The organism is Cupriavidus sp. U2 (assembly GCF_009663685.2).
Lineage (GTDB): Bacteria > Pseudomonadota > Gammaproteobacteria > Burkholderiales > Burkholderiaceae > Cupriavidus > Cupriavidus necator_C.
This window is the reverse complement of record NZ_RCOG02000032.1, coordinates 766,901-780,906: the sequence shown is the minus strand read 5'-3', so window position 1 is coordinate 780,906 and position 14,006 is coordinate 766,901. Positions and strand designations below refer to the sequence as shown.

The window sequence follows — 14,006 nt, the reverse complement described above, 5'->3', positions numbered from 1 at the left end:
CGCTGGGCCGAATTTCGTCGGTTCAGCCCCGTCCCGCCCGCCGCCGCGCTGTCAGGGCCAGTGCCGCCCAATCCTTGTGTCCATGCGCGATGGCCTCGATATGCGCGTCGCGCAGCGTGCTGGCCAGCGTCATCGGCACGTTGGCCTGCTCGCCCGCTTCCAGGGCCAGCCTGACGTCCTTGCCGCCCAGCGCCAGCTTGAAGCCGGCGGGCTCGAAGCGCTGTTCGGCGATCGCACCGCCGTAGATCTTGTAGACCGGGGCGGCAAATACCGTGGCGGTGACCAGGTCCAGGAACGCGGCCGGGTCGACGTCGTAGCCCTGTGCCAGCGCCGCGCCTTCGCTCATGGCGCCAATCGCGGCGCCGATCATGAAATTCACGCCCAGCTTGACCGCGTTGGCCTGCTCGGGCTTGTCGCCAAAGATCCAGGTTTTCTGGCCCAGTATGTCGAACAGCGGCTGCACGGTGGTGAGCGCCTGGGAGTCGCCGGCGGCAAGGATGTTCAGCTGGCCGGCCTCGGCCACGTTGACGCGGCCCAGTACCGGCGCCGCGACATAGGCCACGCCACGCGCCGCATGCAGCGCGGCGAGTTCGCGCGCCAGCGCCACCGAGACGGTGCCCATGTTGATATGGATGGCGCCACGGGCCAGCGCGTCGAGCGCACCGCCGCCGACGATGGTGTCGCGCGTGGCGGCGTCGTCGGCCAGCATCGTGATCAGCACCTGGGCGCCATGGGCGGCGTCGGCAGCCGTGGTAACGCCTTGCGCGCCCTGTGCCACGAGCTTGTCGACGGGGCCGGGCGAGCGGTTCCAGGCGCGTACCGAATGGCCGGCCTTGAGCAGGTTTGCGGCCATCGGCAGCCCCATCGTGCCGAGTCCAAGGAAAGCGATTTGCATGACGGCCTCCATCGTGTGCTTGCGTGCGTCTAACGGCTTTGCTTGCGGACGTGCGTCGGGATACACGTGCGGGAAGGCCGCAAGTTAGCACGCGCGCGCGCCGGGCGTATTAGCCCTGCTGCGGGTGCGGGATGCCGATTGCGCACCCGCCGTACGTATCGAAACGTCCGCGCCGCGTCTTCCTGCTGGAACGTGGCGGTCCGGCGCGACGCCCGCCATCGCCGCCGATCACATCGCGGCTACTCGGCCACCACCACCTCGACCTGCTTGAGCGCGTGAAACGGTTCAAGTTGCGCCGGCGTGGCGTCGGCATCGGTAACCAGCGTCCAGGCGCGTTCCAGCGGGGTCCAGTGCTGCTGGCGGGCGCGGCCGAGCTTGGTGGAATCGACCAGCACGAAGATGTCGGCGGCCTGGCGGATGATGCATTCCTTCAGGTAGGCCTGTTCCGCGCTGGCTTCGCACAGGCCCACGCCGGCCACCACGCCGTCGGCGCCCAGGAATGCCTTGTCCACGCTGATGCGTGACAGCGCCACCTGCGCCAGCGGCCCGAACGTGCCCATGCTCGACGGGCGCACATCGCCGCCGATCAGCGTGACGCGGACCTTGGGCAGGCCCGCCAGCGCGGTCACGGCCAGCAGATTCGTGGTGTAGACGTGCAGGTCTTCGCGCGCGGCCAGCAAGCGGGCCAGCGCGGCGGCCGTGGTGCCGCTGTCCAGCAGCACCGCGTCGCCGTCCTGCACGAAGCTTGCCGCCAGGCGGGCGATGGCTTCCTTCTGCTCGCGCTGCAGGGCCTTGCGTTCCTCCAGCGATGCCTCGGGTTCGTGGCCGCCCACCTGCATCAGCGCGGCGGCGCCGCCATAGGTGCGGACGATGCGGCCTTCACGCGCCAGGGCGGTCAGGTCGCGGCGCACGGTGGCCTCGGACACGCCAAGGCTCGCGGTCAGGCGGTCGACGTTGGCGTCTTCACCCGCAAGCACGAGTTCGAGGATGGCGCGGCGGCGGTCGGCGGCTTTCATGAGCGAGACAAGAAAAAGGGGATCGAAAAACGATCCCCGATCTTACAGCAGTGCAGGCGCGGTCAAACGGCGGGGATCACGCGCGCCGCGTGGCCAGTTCCGCGCCCTGGCGCAGGGCTTCGAGCAGGCTGCGCTCGTCGGCGATGCCCTTGCCGGCGATGTCGAACGCGGTGCCGTGGTCAACCGACGTGCGGATGACCGGCAGGCCGACGGTGATGTTCACGCCGGCTTCCAGGCCCAGCACCTTCACGGGGCCATGGCCCTGGTCGTGGTACATCGCCACCACCAGGTCGAAATCGCCCCGGCCGGCGCGATAGAACAGCGTATCGGCCGGCAGCGGCCCTTCCACATCCACGCCCTGCGCGCGCAGCGCCTCCACGGCCGGGATGATCTTCTGCTCTTCCTCGCCCTGGCCGAACAGGCCGTTTTCGCCGGCGTGCGGGTTGATGCCGCACACGCCAATGCGCGGCGCGGCAATGCCGGCGCGCTTGAGCGTGGTGTCGCCGCGCTCGATCGTGCGCTGCACCAGCCCCGGCTCGATCTTGCGGATGGCGTCCATCAGGCCGATGTGGGTGGTCACGTGGATCACGCGCAGCTTCGGCGCCACCAGCATCATCGACACCTCGGGCGTGCCCGTCAGGTGCGCCAGCATCTCGGTATGGCCCGGGAACTTGTGGCCGCCGGCGTGCAGCGCCTCCTTGTTCAGCGGCGCGGTGCAGATCGCGTCGATCTTTTCCTGCTGCGTCAGTTGCACGGCGCGCTCGATATAGCGGAACGCGGCGTCGCCGGCCACGGCCGACAGCTTGCCGAACGGCAGGTCTTCCGGGATCAGGCCCAGGTCGATGCAGTCGATCGTGCCCAGTTCGAAGCGGGCTTCGTCGGGCGATGCGATGGCGCGCACCTTGAGCGTCGAGTTGACCAGGCGGCCGGCCTGCTCCAGCCGGCGCGCGTCGCCGATGACCAGCGGGCGGCACTGGGCGTAGACACTCTCGTGCGCCAGGCTCTTGACGATGACTTCGGGGCCAATGCCCGTGGCATCACCCATCGTGATGCCGATAACCGGAATGTAGTCGCTCATTTGTCCTTGTCCCGTTTGGTGGGGAAATCAGTCCTGGCGCATGGCTTGCCAGGCAAGCCATAGCGCGGCGTCGGTGCCGAACGCGCCCGCCTTGGTGGCAATGCGGCGCGTGGGGCCCGTGAGGGTTTCGGATAGCGGCACGCCGGCTTCCACCTCGCGCTTCAGCGTGAGGGCGCCGATGCCGGCGGCCGCCAGCATCGCACGTGCCGTTTCGCCGCCGGTGGCAATCAGCCCGCCGACGTGCGCAAAGTAGGGTAATACCAGCTGGGCCAGTGCGGCGGACAACTGCGGCCCTTCGGCCGGGTCGAATGCGTCGTCGCGGCCGATGCTGACCAGCAGGTCGCGGCCCGCCATCAGGCAGTCGGCAATTGACTGTTGCGACGCGATCCATGCCGCGTGGTGTGCGCCGTCGCGCAGCGCCTGCGGCGGCACCACCAGCGCGTCGATGCCGGCCTGTTCGCAAAGATAGGTGGCCTGCCTGCCCGACACGCCGGACATGCTGCCCACCAGCGTCAGCACCGGGCCTTCGTGGCGGGGTGCCGGGGTCGGGGTGTCCACGCCGCGCACCGGTGCCGCCGCCGACAGCGCGCGCGCCAGGCCGCCCGAGCCCACCCAGAACACCGGCGTGGCCAGGTCGATCGATGCCTGGGCCAGCGTGAGCAGGTCGGCTTCGATTTCAGCATCGCAGACCACGGCCTGATAGCCCTCGGCCTGCCAGCCTGCCAGTTGAGATTGCACGGCGGCCAGGCCGGCGCGCAGCGTGTACAGCGAAATGCGCGCGGTGCGCAGGCCCTGCGCTTCGAGCAGCGCCACCATGTCGGCGGGGCCGGTCAGGCCTTCCAGGCGCCAGATGTCGGTGCTTTCAAGCGGCTGGCCGTTCACGAACATCCGGCCGTCGCGCGTGGTGCGGCCCATGGCCGGAAAGGCCGGGGCGACGACGGCCAGGCCGGCCACCGGCTGCAGCGCGGCCGTCTCGGCAGCCCAGTTGCCGCGCAGGGTCGAATCGATCTTCTTGTAGAGCCGGCGGTGTGCGGCAGTGCCGCAGCGCCAGGCTTCGAGATTGCGCGCGGCGGCCTCGGTTGGCGCCAGGCGGCGGCTATCGACGTCGGCGGCGACTACATCGGCACCGCCGACTTCCACGGCGGCCGCTGCATCCAGCGTCACCACCGTGCGCGCGCCGTGCGCGGCAAAGCCGATGGCGCAGTCTGCCGCGCCGGACAGGTCGTCGGCGATGATGAGCCAGCTCATGCGGCGGTCCTGGCCATGGTGGCGTTCGTGCGCCGTGCCACGCGACGCGCCACGAAGGCGGTCAGCAGCGGGGTCAGCACCGCAGTCACCACCACGCAGGCGGCCACCAGGATCGTGGCGTGCCTGGCGGCCTCGGTGTAGGCCGGGTTGGCGGCCGCCACGAGGGTTGGGACGGCTGCCGCGTTGCCAGCGGTGCTGGCCGCCGCAACGCCCGCCACGCCGGTGCCGCCGCTCAGGCGGTCGGCGATATAGAGCGCGAAGCCCGTCACCACGACCACGGCGACACCCAGGCCCAGGCCCAGCATGCCAGCCTGCCATACCTTGTGCAGGTCAAGGCCAGCGCCCAGCGCCAGCGCGAAGAACGGAATCATCACCGGCACGGCCTTGCTCAGGAATTCGCGCATCTCGCGGTCCAGGTTGCCCAGGATCATGCCCAGCATCAGCGGCAGGATGCTGCCGACCAGCGTCGGCCACGGAAAGGCCGACAGGCCCGCCACGCCCAGCGTGACCATGGTCAGGAACGGGCCCGATTCCAGCGACATGATCGAGTAGGCGCCCACGTCCTCAGGCTTGCCGTACTGGCCCATCAGGGCCATGTACAGGCCGCCGTTGGTGTCATTCATCGCCGCCACCACGGCCAGCGTGGACATGCCGGCGAACATGCCGGCGCTGATCGGCGCCTCGCCCAGGAAATGGCCGAGGATCACGCCCAGCAGCATGGCCGTGCCCACCTTGGTGGCAAACAGCACGCCGCCCTTCTTCACGATGTAGGGCGTGGCCTTGACGCTGATGCTGGCGCCCATGCAGACGTAGAACACGGCCAGGATGGGTAGCGCGCCGGTGAACAGGGCGTTCGTGAACGACCCGAAGAACTTCGGACCCTCGGGGGCAAACGTTGCAACCAGCGAACCGATCAGCAACGGCACGATCATCATGCCGCCCGGCACGCGCTCGATGGCGCGCTTGATATGAATCTGCATCGTCGTCTCCTGCCGCGTGGGTGCGGCAACTGTGTGTTTTGCGCAGGCGTTTGATCGATTCGATCAAACGTGGGGCGAAGTGTAGGCCAAAGGATTGATTTTGACCAGTTCGATCAGAAAAATGATTGAAATGGTCATTCGGTCACACTACCGCCAGCGCAGCACGGGTTGCGCTATCGTATGGCTCCCGCTTTTCTTGTCCGTATGGAAACTGGAGCCCCCATGAGACTGATCGGCATGCTCGATTCCCCCTACGTGCGCCGCGCCGCGATTACGCTGCGGCTGCTGGGGTTGCCCTATGCGCTGGAGCAGGTGTCAGTGTTTCGCACCTTCGACCAGTTTCGCGCGATCAATCCGGTGGTCAAGGCCCCCAGCCTGGTGTGCGACAACGGCGTGGTGCTGATGGATTCGACGCTGATCATCGACTACGCCGAGGCGCTGGCCGGCCGCAGCCTGATGCCGGCAGAGCTGGTGGCGCGCCAGCGCGCGCTGCGCATCGTTGGCCTGTCGCTGGCGGCGTGCGAGAAGGCGGTGCAGCGCGTGTACGAGCACAACCTGCGGCCCACCGAAAAAGTGCACCAGCCGTGGGTGGAACGCGTGGATGGCCAGTGCGCCAGCGCGTTCGCGCTGCTCGAAGACGAGATGAAATCGGTGCCGCTTCCGGTGGCCGAGGAGGAGCTCGATCAGGCCGGCCTCACCGCGGCGGTGGTGTGGACGTTCACGCAGGCCATGCTGCCGGGCAGGGTGGACCCGGTGGCGCATCCGGCGCTGACGGCGTTCGCGACGGCGGTCGAGACGTTTCCGGCTTTCCGGGCATTGCCGCACGCCTGAACGCCAAATGTGATGCATTGACCGATCAAGCGCGCGGATTCGTACGCCGATTGTGCGATACCCCACCAAATCCCCCACAAACGGGTGATGTGGCGCTAGTCGCCTTGCATCACGATACGCGGCGGGGCGACAGGATCCTTGCCCCGCTACCACTTCTGCCCCGCGACCTCCCCGGCCTGCGGGGCTTTTTCCTTTTGGGGCCGACTGGCAGTTATCGCGCCTTCAGGATGGCCTCGATCTGCGCGGCAGCGTGGCGCAGCGGCGGCAGGTAGTGCTGTTCCAGATAGGCCTGGTCGCGGCTGCCCAGCACCATGCTCAGGCCCAGGCCGGCCACCACCTTGCCGGCCTGGTCGGTCAGCGGCACAGAGATCCCGGCAAATCCATCGACCAGTTCGCTGACCAGCGCGCAATAGCCATTGGCGCGCACTTCCGCCAGCTTGCGCGCCAGCGCCGGGCGGGAACTGATCGTGAACGGTGTCAGCTTGCGCAGTTCGGCGCGGTCCAGATAGGCGGCCAGGGTTTCGTCGTCGAGCCCGGCCAGCAGCACGCGCCCCAGCGAGTGCGCGTAGGCCGGCATGCGGCGGCCAATCGCCATGTCCACGCGCAGCAACTGGCTGGGCTCCTCGCGCGCCACCAGCACCACCGACTCGTGGTCCAGCATGCCGACCGAACAGCTTTCGCCGGCTTCGGCGCACAGCGCCTGCAGATAGGGACGCGCAAGCTGCGGCAGGTTCATCGACGCAAAGTAGGCATAGCCAAGGTCCATGACCCGGGGCGTCAGCACGAACTGGCGGCCCTGCTGTGCCACGTAGCCGTTGTGCGCCAGCGTGAGCAGCAGGCGGCGGGCGGCGGCTCGCGTCACGTCCAGTTGATCCGCCACATCCTGCATGGTCAGGCGCTCGCTGCCGCTGGCGAACAGGCGCAGCAATGCCAGGCCCTTGGTCAGGGAGTCGAGCAGTTCTTCCTTCCTGGGGGTGTCGATGGCGTCTTCGGTGGTCTGGGCGTTGCTGCGCGGCATGTCGGGATGGAACGGGTCGAAGGGATCGAAGGGATCGAAGGGATCGAAGGGATCGAAGGGATCGAAGGGATCGAAATAAGGGGTTTCTGCGGGTCAGCCCCGACTTGCGTCCGGCCGTCCGATCCGTATGATAGGTGTTTCGCGAACATTTGTTCGCAAAAGGTGGGTCGGTAGAAACCACGACAGAACAAGACTCAGGAGACGGCAATGAAGGTGATCACCACCGCGCAGGCGGCAGAACTCGTCCAGACCGGCTGGACCGTGGCCAGTGCGGGGTTTGTCGGCGCCGGCCATGCCGAGGGCGTGACCGAGGCGCTGGAGCAACGCTTTCTGCGCGATGGGCTGCCGCGTGACCTGACACTGGTCTATTCCGCAGGGCAGGGCGACCGGGGCGCACGCGGGGTGAATCACTTCGGCAATGCCGGCATGACGCGCGCCATCGTCGGCGGGCACTGGCGTTCGGCCACGCGCCTGGCCACGCTGGCCATGAACGAGGATTGCGAAGGCTTCAACCTGCCGCAGGGCGTGCTCACGCACCTGTATCGCGCCATCGCCGGGGGCAAGCCCGGTGTGCTGACAAAGATCGGCCTGCACACGTTCGTGGACCCCCGTACGGCGCAGGACCCGCGCTACCACGGTGGCGCGGTCAACCAGCGGGCCCGCGACGCCATTGCGGCGGGCACCGCGAACTGGGTCGAGGCGGTGGACTTCCGGGGCGACGAATACCTGTTCTATCCAAGCTTCCGTATCGATTGCGCGCTGATCCGCTGCACGGCATCGGACCCGCGCGGCAACCTGAGCACCCATCGGGAGGCATTCCACCACGAACTGCTGGCCATGGCGCAGGCGGCCCACAACTCGGGCGGCATCGTGATCGCGCAGGTCGAGTCGATCGTCGATCATCACGAGACGCTGCAGGCCATTCACGTGCCCGGCATCCTGGTGGATTACGTGGTGGTCAGCGAGCAGCCCGCGCATCACCAGATGACGTTTGCCGAGACGTACAACGAGGCCTACGTGCGGCCGTGGCGCGGCGAGCGTGCCGATGCCGCCGAGAAGGCGAAGGAAGCGCAAACGCTGCCGGCCGCATCGGCCGCGCTGGACGCCCGCACCATCGTGCAACGCCGCGCCGTGATGGAACTGGCCGCGCGCCGGCCGCGCGTGGTGAACCTGGGCGTGGGCATGCCGGCCGCCGTGGGCGCGCTGGCACACCAGGCCGGGCTCGACGGCTTCACGCTGACCGTCGAGGCCGGCCCCATCGGCGGCACGCCGGCCGATGGCCTGAGCTTTGGCGCGTCGGCCTATCCCGAGGCCGTGGTCGACCAGCCGGCGCAATTCGATTTCTACGAGGGCGGCGGCATCGACCTGGCCATCCTGGGCCTTGCCGAACTCGACGGCCACGGCAACGTGAACGTGAGCAAGTTCGGCGAAGGGGAGGGCGCGCTGATCGCCGGCGTGGGCGGCTTCATCAACATCACCCAGAGCGCCCGCGCGGTGGTCTTCATGGGCACGCTGACGGCCGGCGGGCTGGAGATCCGCGCCGAGGACGGCGCGCTGCGGATCGTCAAGGAAGGGCGCGTCAGGAAGATCGTGCCCGAGGTCTCGCACCTGAGCTTCAATGGCCCGTACGTGGCGTCGCTGGGCATTCCCGTGCTGTACGTGACCGAGCGCGCCGTGTTCGAGATGCGCGCCGATGCCAACGGCGATGCGCGCCTGACGCTGGTGGAAATCGCCCCGGGGGTGGATCTGCAGCGCGATGTGCTCGACCAGTGCGCCACGCCGGTGGCGGTGGCCGACGACCTGCGCACGATGGACGCGCGGCTGTTCCAGCCGGGGCCCATGCGGCTCTGAGCACGTTTCAAGAAACGACTAGAACGATTACGAGAAAGAGGCCCGCTGTACCGGGCCGATATTGGAGGAAGCACTGTGCAACACCGTCGTCAATCCCGTCGTCTGGCGCTGTCCGCGCTGGCCCTGGCAGCCCTGCTGCCGTTTGCATCGGCGTCCGCGCTGGCGCAGCAGCACTACCCGGACAAGCCGATTCGCCTGGTGGTGCCGTTCCCGGCGGGCGGCCCGACCGACACGGCCGCGCGCATCATTGGCCAGAAGATGGGCGAGACGCTGAAGCAGACCATCGTCATCGACAACCGTCCCGGTGCCTCGGGCACCATCGGCACCGAAACCGTGGCCAAGGCGGCTCCCGATGGCTACACGCTGGTAATGCTGGCCACGCCCACGCTGCTGGCGCCGCACCTGCTGCCGCGCAAGAGCTACGACATCTTCAAGGACTTCACGCCGGTTGGTAACGCCTACGAACTGCCGATCGTGATGGTCGTGAACCCGCAGTCGCTGCCCGATGTGACCGACCTGCAGTCGTACATCGCCAAGGCCAAGGCTGCCCCCGGCAAGATGAACTACACCAGCGCCGGCAACGGCAGCTTTGGCCATCTGTCGACCGAACTGCTGAAGAACCTGGGCCACTTCGACGTGCAGCATGTGCCGTACAAGGGGAGTGCGCCGGCGATTTCGGACCTGCTGGCCGGCCAGGTGCCGATGATGTTCTCGGACATGATCGCGGCGCTGCCGCATATCAAGGCCGGCAAACTGCGCCCGATCGCGGTGGGATCGAGCAAGCGCGTCACGTTTGCGCCGGAGGTGAAGACCGTGGCCGAGCAGGGTTTCCCGGGTTTCGACGCGTCGTCGTGGGGTGGCCTGCTGGTGCCGGCCGGCACGCCCAGGGACGTGGTGGCCAAACTGTCCGACGCGCTCAAGGGCGCGCTGGCCGATCCGACCGTGCAGCAGAAGATGCTGGGCGCCGGCACCGTGGCTTCGTACCTGCCGTCCGACCAGCTTGCCGCGCGCATGCAGAACGACTATGCCAAGTGGGGCAAGGTCATCAAGGACAACAACATCAAGAGCGACTGACGGCTGTCTGAAGCCGTTTTCCAGCCCGGCTTGCTTGATGCGGGTCAGACGGCGCGCAGTTTCCTGCTTTCGGCCCAGTGCCAGCCGTCGCCGTGGGCGATGGGTTCCAATTCCGGGTGGATACCCCAGCCCTTGCCCGCCGTGTCGATGGTCAGGCCGGCGCCCAGGCCTAAAAAGTGACTGGAGATACGTAGGAAACTGCGGCGGGTGGCGTCGGATGGGGGTGTGGCGGGCAAGGAGGGCAGGCGGGTCGTCATGGCGGAAGGCTTTGGGTGTCCATGTATGGACATGGCCGGGCGATATCCTCGCCAGCTTTTGTGACGCGTTGTTGACATTTCATTGACATGTCAGACACCGATACTGCCCTTCAGCCCCTGTGTGCGCCCCCGGACTCTGGTGGTAGAATCCAAGTCTTTGATTTTCCGGGCAATTCATCTTTTCGCGCGTTTTCCGCCGCGCGCCGCCCGTTGAACCGTACCAGACGCGTGTCCGTTGCCTCGGCTCCGCGCCCTGCACCGACACCTCATTGATGACGATGACCAACACCCCAGACCAGACCCCAGCCGCAGAGCAGACGTTCGAAAGCTTCGGGCTGGACGCACGCATCCTGCGTGCCTTGTCCGACCAGGGCTACACCAAGCCCACGCCGATCCAGGCACAGGCCATTCCGGTGGTGCTGCTGGGCAAGGACGTCATGGGCGCCGCACAGACCGGCACCGGCAAGACCGCCGGCTTTGCCCTGCCGATCATCCAGCGCCTGCTGCCGATGGCCAACGCCAGCGCGTCGCCGGCGCGCCACCCGGTGCGTGCGCTGATGCTGACGCCCACGCGCGAACTGGCCGACCAGGTCTACGACAACGTGGCGCGCTACGCGCAGCACACCGACCTGCGCAGCACCGTGGTGTTCGGTGGCGTGGACATGAATCCGCAGACCGACGCGCTGCGCCGTGGCGTGGAAATCCTCGTGGCCACGCCGGGCCGCCTGCTCGACCACGTGCAGCAGAAATCGGTGAACCTGTCGCAGGTGCAGATGCTGGTGCTGGACGAGGCCGACCGCATGCTCGACATGGGCTTCCTGCCCGATCTGCAGCGCATCATCAACCTGCTGCCGGCGCAACGCCAGACGCTGCTGTTCTCGGCCACGTTCTCGCCCGAGATCAAGAAGCTGGCGTCGAGCTACCTGAAGCAACCGGTGACGATCGAAGTGGCGCGCAGCAACTCGACCAACGAGAACGTGCGCCAGGTGGTTTATTCCGTGCCGGACGGCCACAAGCAGGCCGCCGTGGTGCACCTGCTCAAGCAGCGTGCCAACGAGCAGCAGTCGAAGCAGTGCATCGTGTTCGTGAACAGCAAGATTGGCTGCTCGCGGCTGGCACGCCATTTGGAACGCGAAGGCATCAACGCCGCCGCCATCCATGGCGACAAGACGCAGACCGAGCGCATGCAGACGCTCGACGGCTTCAAGAGCGGCACGATCGATGCGCTGGTGGCCACCGATGTGGCCGCGCGCGGCCTGGACATCCCGGCCATGCCGTGCGTGATCAACTTCGACCTGCCGTTCAGCGCCGAGGATTACGTCCACCGGATCGGCCGCACGGGTCGTGCCGGCGCCAGCGGCGATGCGCTGTCGATCCACGTGCCGGGCAATGATGACCGGCTGCTGGCAGATATCGAGAAGCTGATCAAGCGCAGCGTGCCGCGCGGCACGCTCGAAGGCTTCGACCCGACCGGGGAGCGTGCACGCCAGGAAGAATCGGACCGCCGCCGCCAACGCTCGGACGTGCGCCGTGCGCGCGACAACGGCGGTGCCGGTGCCACGGGGGGCGCAGCCGGTGCGGCCGGTGGCAGCGGCGAGCGCGACGAATCGGCCCCGCGCCGCCGTCGTACCGAACCCAATGGCCGGCCGGCGTTCCGTCCGTCGGACGATCCGTTCTTCTCGCGTCCGTACGAGCCGTCGGGCAACTACACGCCGGCGCCGAAGGCCGAGGATCAGCTGGCCGCCGCGCTCACGCGTGGCCGTCAGGCGCCCAAGCGCCCGGTGGCGGCGTTGCTGGGCGGTGCGCCCCGCAAGTCGTAAGATCGCCAAGGCCTCACAAGCAAAATGGCCCGCACAACGCGGGCCATTTTCATTTCGGGCGACGACGATCGGGTCGGGTTCGATGGGCGGCTCGCTGCCTCACCGATCCAGCCACTGTTCCGCCCACTGCTCCGAGGCCGCCGCCAGCCAGGCCGTGACCGATGCTTCTCCGTTCACGATGCCCAGGTGCGCGCCGGCTTGCCGCAGCGCATCCAGCGGCGCGGCCGTGTCCAGCGCCTGCGCGCCGCTTTGCTTGCTCAGTTTTTCGCCCATCGCGTTGACCACCACGGGCACGTGCAGGTACGACGGCGTGGGCAGGCCCAGCAGGTGCTGCAGATGGATCTGGCGCGGCGTGGAGTCGAGCAGGTCGGCGCCGCGCACGATGTGGGTAATGCCCTGTTCGGCATCGTCGACCACGACGGCCAGCTGATACGCCCAGAGCCCGTCGGCCCGGCGCAGCACGAAATCGCCAAGCTCGGTTTCCAGATTCTGGCACTGGCGCCGCTGCCAGCGATCGTCAAAGCAGATCGTGGCCGCAGGGCCGTCTGGCACGCGCACGCGCCATGCGCGCGGCAGCTTGCCATGCAGGCCATTGCGGCAGGTGCCCGGATAACCGAGCGTCTGGTGCCGCTCGCGCACGTGGATGAGCGAATCGGCGATTTCCTTGCGCGAGCAGCCGCATGGATACAGGCTGCCGGCGGCGTCCAGTTGCCGCAGTGCGTCGGCATAGCGCGACTCGCGGCGGCTTTGCCAGACCGGCGGCTCGTCGGGCCGCAGACCCAGCGCGTCGAGTGTGCGCAGGATGCCAGTGTCGGCATCCTTTACGCAGCGCGGGTAGTCGATGTCCTCGATCCGCACGAGCCAGTCGCCGCCATGGGCGCGCGCGTCGAGCCAGCTGGCCAGCGCGGTCACCAGCGAACCGAGATGCAGCGGGCCGGTGGGGGAGGGGGCGAAGCGCCCCCGGTAACGTTGCGGCATGGTGCGGCGGACTTACTCGAACGACTCCGGTTGCTGCGGCGCCTGCTGCATCAACGCCTGCGCCAGGCGGGGATCGTCGAGCTTGCTGGACCACCATTGCAGCGCCTTGCCGCGGGTATTGGTGCGCCATGCCACCTTGAAGTTGCCGGGCGCGCGCACTTCCACGGTTTCGCGCACCTGCAGCACGCCGCTTTCGATATGGGGCTGTGCCATCGGCGCGGGCAGCCAGCCGCAGCCCAGGCCGCGGATCTGCGCTTCGAGCTTGTCGCGCATGGTGGGCACCACCAGCACGTCCTGGCCGGCCAGCACGCCATGGGTGCGCGCGGGCAGGTTGCGCGACGTATCGCCCACGGCCACGATGCGGTGCTTGGCAATCTGGATCGTCGTGAGCGGGCCTTCCTCGGTGGCCAGTGGATGATGCGCGGCCACGGCGAAGACAAACGGAATCGTGCCCAGCGGCCGCACCTGGAAGCCCTGGGTGCTCGGAATCTCGTACGCGCCGCCGATGATCAGGTCGGCCCGGTTGCTGACCAGCGCATCCCAGGTGCCGCCCAGCACTTCCTTGGCAAAGCGCAGTCGGGTGGCCGTGTTCTCGGCGTAGAAGTCCTGGATGACGGGCAGCAGGGCCCGGAAATTGACCAGATCGTCCACGGCGATATTCAGGCTGGCCTCCCAGCCGGTGGCCAGGCGCTTGACGCGCCGTGCCAGGTCGTCGGCCGCATGCAGCAGGTGGCGGCCTTCGTCCAGCAGCGCGCGACCCGCCGGCGTCAGTTCGGCACGGTGCCGTCGGCGATCGAACAGCAGTACGTCGAGGTCTTCCTCGAGCTTGCGCACCACATAAGTCAGCGCGGAGGGCACCTTGCCCATTTCGTGGGCGGCGGCCGCAAAACTGCCTTTGCGCTCGATGGCGTCAAGGACTTCAAGGGATTCGAGTGACAGGGGCATATTCAGAATTTCTGA

General features: G+C 67.9%; 13 protein-coding genes. 4 read left to right on the top strand and 9 right to left on the bottom strand.

Annotation, left to right across the window (positions count from 1 at the left end; translation table 11 throughout):
• Positions 1 to 22: 22 nt before the first annotated feature.
• The 5 genes from D9X30_RS27815 to D9X30_RS27795 all read right to left on the bottom strand — a co-directional run bounded on the left by D9X30_RS27815 (position 23) and on the right by D9X30_RS27795 (position 5,217).
• Positions 23 to 895 (bottom strand): NAD(P)-dependent oxidoreductase, encoded by an 873-nt coding sequence (locus D9X30_RS27815; RefSeq protein ID WP_153945534.1) that lies wholly within the window; start codon positions 893 to 895, stop codon positions 23 to 25.
• 239 nt (positions 896 to 1,134) lie between these two features.
• Positions 1,135 to 1,911 carry a DeoR/GlpR family DNA-binding transcription regulator gene (locus D9X30_RS27810; RefSeq protein WP_153945533.1) on the bottom strand — a complete coding sequence of 259 codons (777 nt, stop codon included), beginning with the start codon at positions 1,909 to 1,911 and terminating at the stop codon, positions 1,135 to 1,137.
• A gap of 76 nt (positions 1,912 to 1,987) precedes the next feature.
• Positions 1,988 to 2,989 (bottom strand): 4-hydroxythreonine-4-phosphate dehydrogenase PdxA, encoded by a 1,002-nt coding sequence (gene pdxA, locus D9X30_RS27805; protein ID WP_153945532.1) that lies wholly within the window; start codon positions 2,987 to 2,989, stop codon positions 1,988 to 1,990.
• A gap of 27 nt (positions 2,990 to 3,016) precedes the next feature.
• Positions 3,017 to 4,237 carry a four-carbon acid sugar kinase family protein gene (locus tag D9X30_RS27800; RefSeq protein ID WP_153945531.1) on the bottom strand — a complete coding sequence of 407 codons (1,221 nt, stop codon included), beginning with the start codon at positions 4,235 to 4,237 and terminating at the stop codon, positions 3,017 to 3,019.
• Positions 4,234 to 5,217 carry a 2-keto-3-deoxygluconate permease gene (locus tag D9X30_RS27795; RefSeq protein ID WP_153945530.1) on the bottom strand — a complete coding sequence of 328 codons (984 nt, stop codon included), beginning with the start codon at positions 5,215 to 5,217 and terminating at the stop codon, positions 4,234 to 4,236. Before D9X30_RS27795 ends, D9X30_RS27800 begins: the two co-directional genes overlap by 4 nt.
• 222 nt (positions 5,218 to 5,439) lie before the next feature.
• Between D9X30_RS27795 and D9X30_RS27790 the strand changes: the two genes are divergently transcribed.
• Positions 5,440 to 6,048 (top strand): glutathione S-transferase family protein, encoded by a 609-nt coding sequence (locus D9X30_RS27790; protein WP_153945529.1) that lies wholly within the window; start codon positions 5,440 to 5,442, stop codon positions 6,046 to 6,048.
• A 211-nt stretch (positions 6,049 to 6,259) separates the two neighbouring features.
• On the opposite strand, the gene D9X30_RS27785 is transcribed toward D9X30_RS27790, so the two are convergent.
• Positions 6,260 to 7,066: an IclR family transcriptional regulator domain-containing protein gene (locus tag D9X30_RS27785; protein ID WP_153945528.1), complete on the bottom strand. Its 807-nt coding sequence runs from the start codon at positions 7,064 to 7,066 to the stop codon at positions 6,260 to 6,262.
• 207 nt (positions 7,067 to 7,273) lie between these two features.
• On the opposite strand from D9X30_RS27785, the gene D9X30_RS27780 reads away from it, so the two are divergent.
• Both D9X30_RS27780 and D9X30_RS27775 read left to right on the top strand, forming a co-directional pair.
• Positions 7,274 to 8,917 carry an acyl CoA:acetate/3-ketoacid CoA transferase gene (locus D9X30_RS27780; protein WP_153945527.1) on the top strand — a complete coding sequence of 548 codons (1,644 nt, stop codon included), beginning with the start codon at positions 7,274 to 7,276 and terminating at the stop codon, positions 8,915 to 8,917.
• A gap of 75 nt (positions 8,918 to 8,992) precedes the next feature.
• On the top strand, positions 8,993 to 9,991 hold the full coding sequence (locus D9X30_RS27775; protein ID WP_249641102.1) for a Bug family tripartite tricarboxylate transporter substrate binding protein: 999 nt from the start codon (positions 8,993 to 8,995) through the stop codon (positions 9,989 to 9,991).
• 44 nt (positions 9,992 to 10,035) lie between these two features.
• On the opposite strand, the gene D9X30_RS27770 is transcribed toward D9X30_RS27775, so the two are convergent.
• On the bottom strand, positions 10,036 to 10,248 hold the full coding sequence (locus D9X30_RS27770) for a hypothetical protein (RefSeq protein ID WP_153945525.1): 213 nt from the start codon (positions 10,246 to 10,248) through the stop codon (positions 10,036 to 10,038).
• Positions 10,249 to 10,520: 272 nt separating this feature from the next.
• Between D9X30_RS27770 and D9X30_RS27765 the strand changes: the two genes are divergently transcribed.
• Positions 10,521 to 12,068 carry a DEAD/DEAH box helicase gene (locus tag D9X30_RS27765; protein WP_153945524.1) on the top strand — a complete coding sequence of 516 codons (1,548 nt, stop codon included), beginning with the start codon at positions 10,521 to 10,523 and terminating at the stop codon, positions 12,066 to 12,068.
• A 99-nt stretch (positions 12,069 to 12,167) separates the two neighbouring features.
• Here D9X30_RS27765 and gluQRS read toward each other — a convergent pair whose 3' ends face one another.
• Both gluQRS and D9X30_RS27755 read right to left on the bottom strand, forming a co-directional pair.
• A complete protein-coding gene (gluQRS, locus tag D9X30_RS27760) occupies positions 12,168 to 13,046 on the bottom strand; it encodes a tRNA glutamyl-Q(34) synthetase GluQRS (RefSeq protein ID WP_153945523.1) in 879 nt (292 codons plus the stop codon).
• A 12-nt stretch (positions 13,047 to 13,058) separates the two neighbouring features.
• Entirely contained in the window at positions 13,059 to 13,991 is a 933-nt protein-coding gene (locus D9X30_RS27755) for a LysR family transcriptional regulator (protein WP_066731515.1), read from the bottom strand.
• Positions 13,992 to 14,006 lie beyond the last annotated feature (15 nt).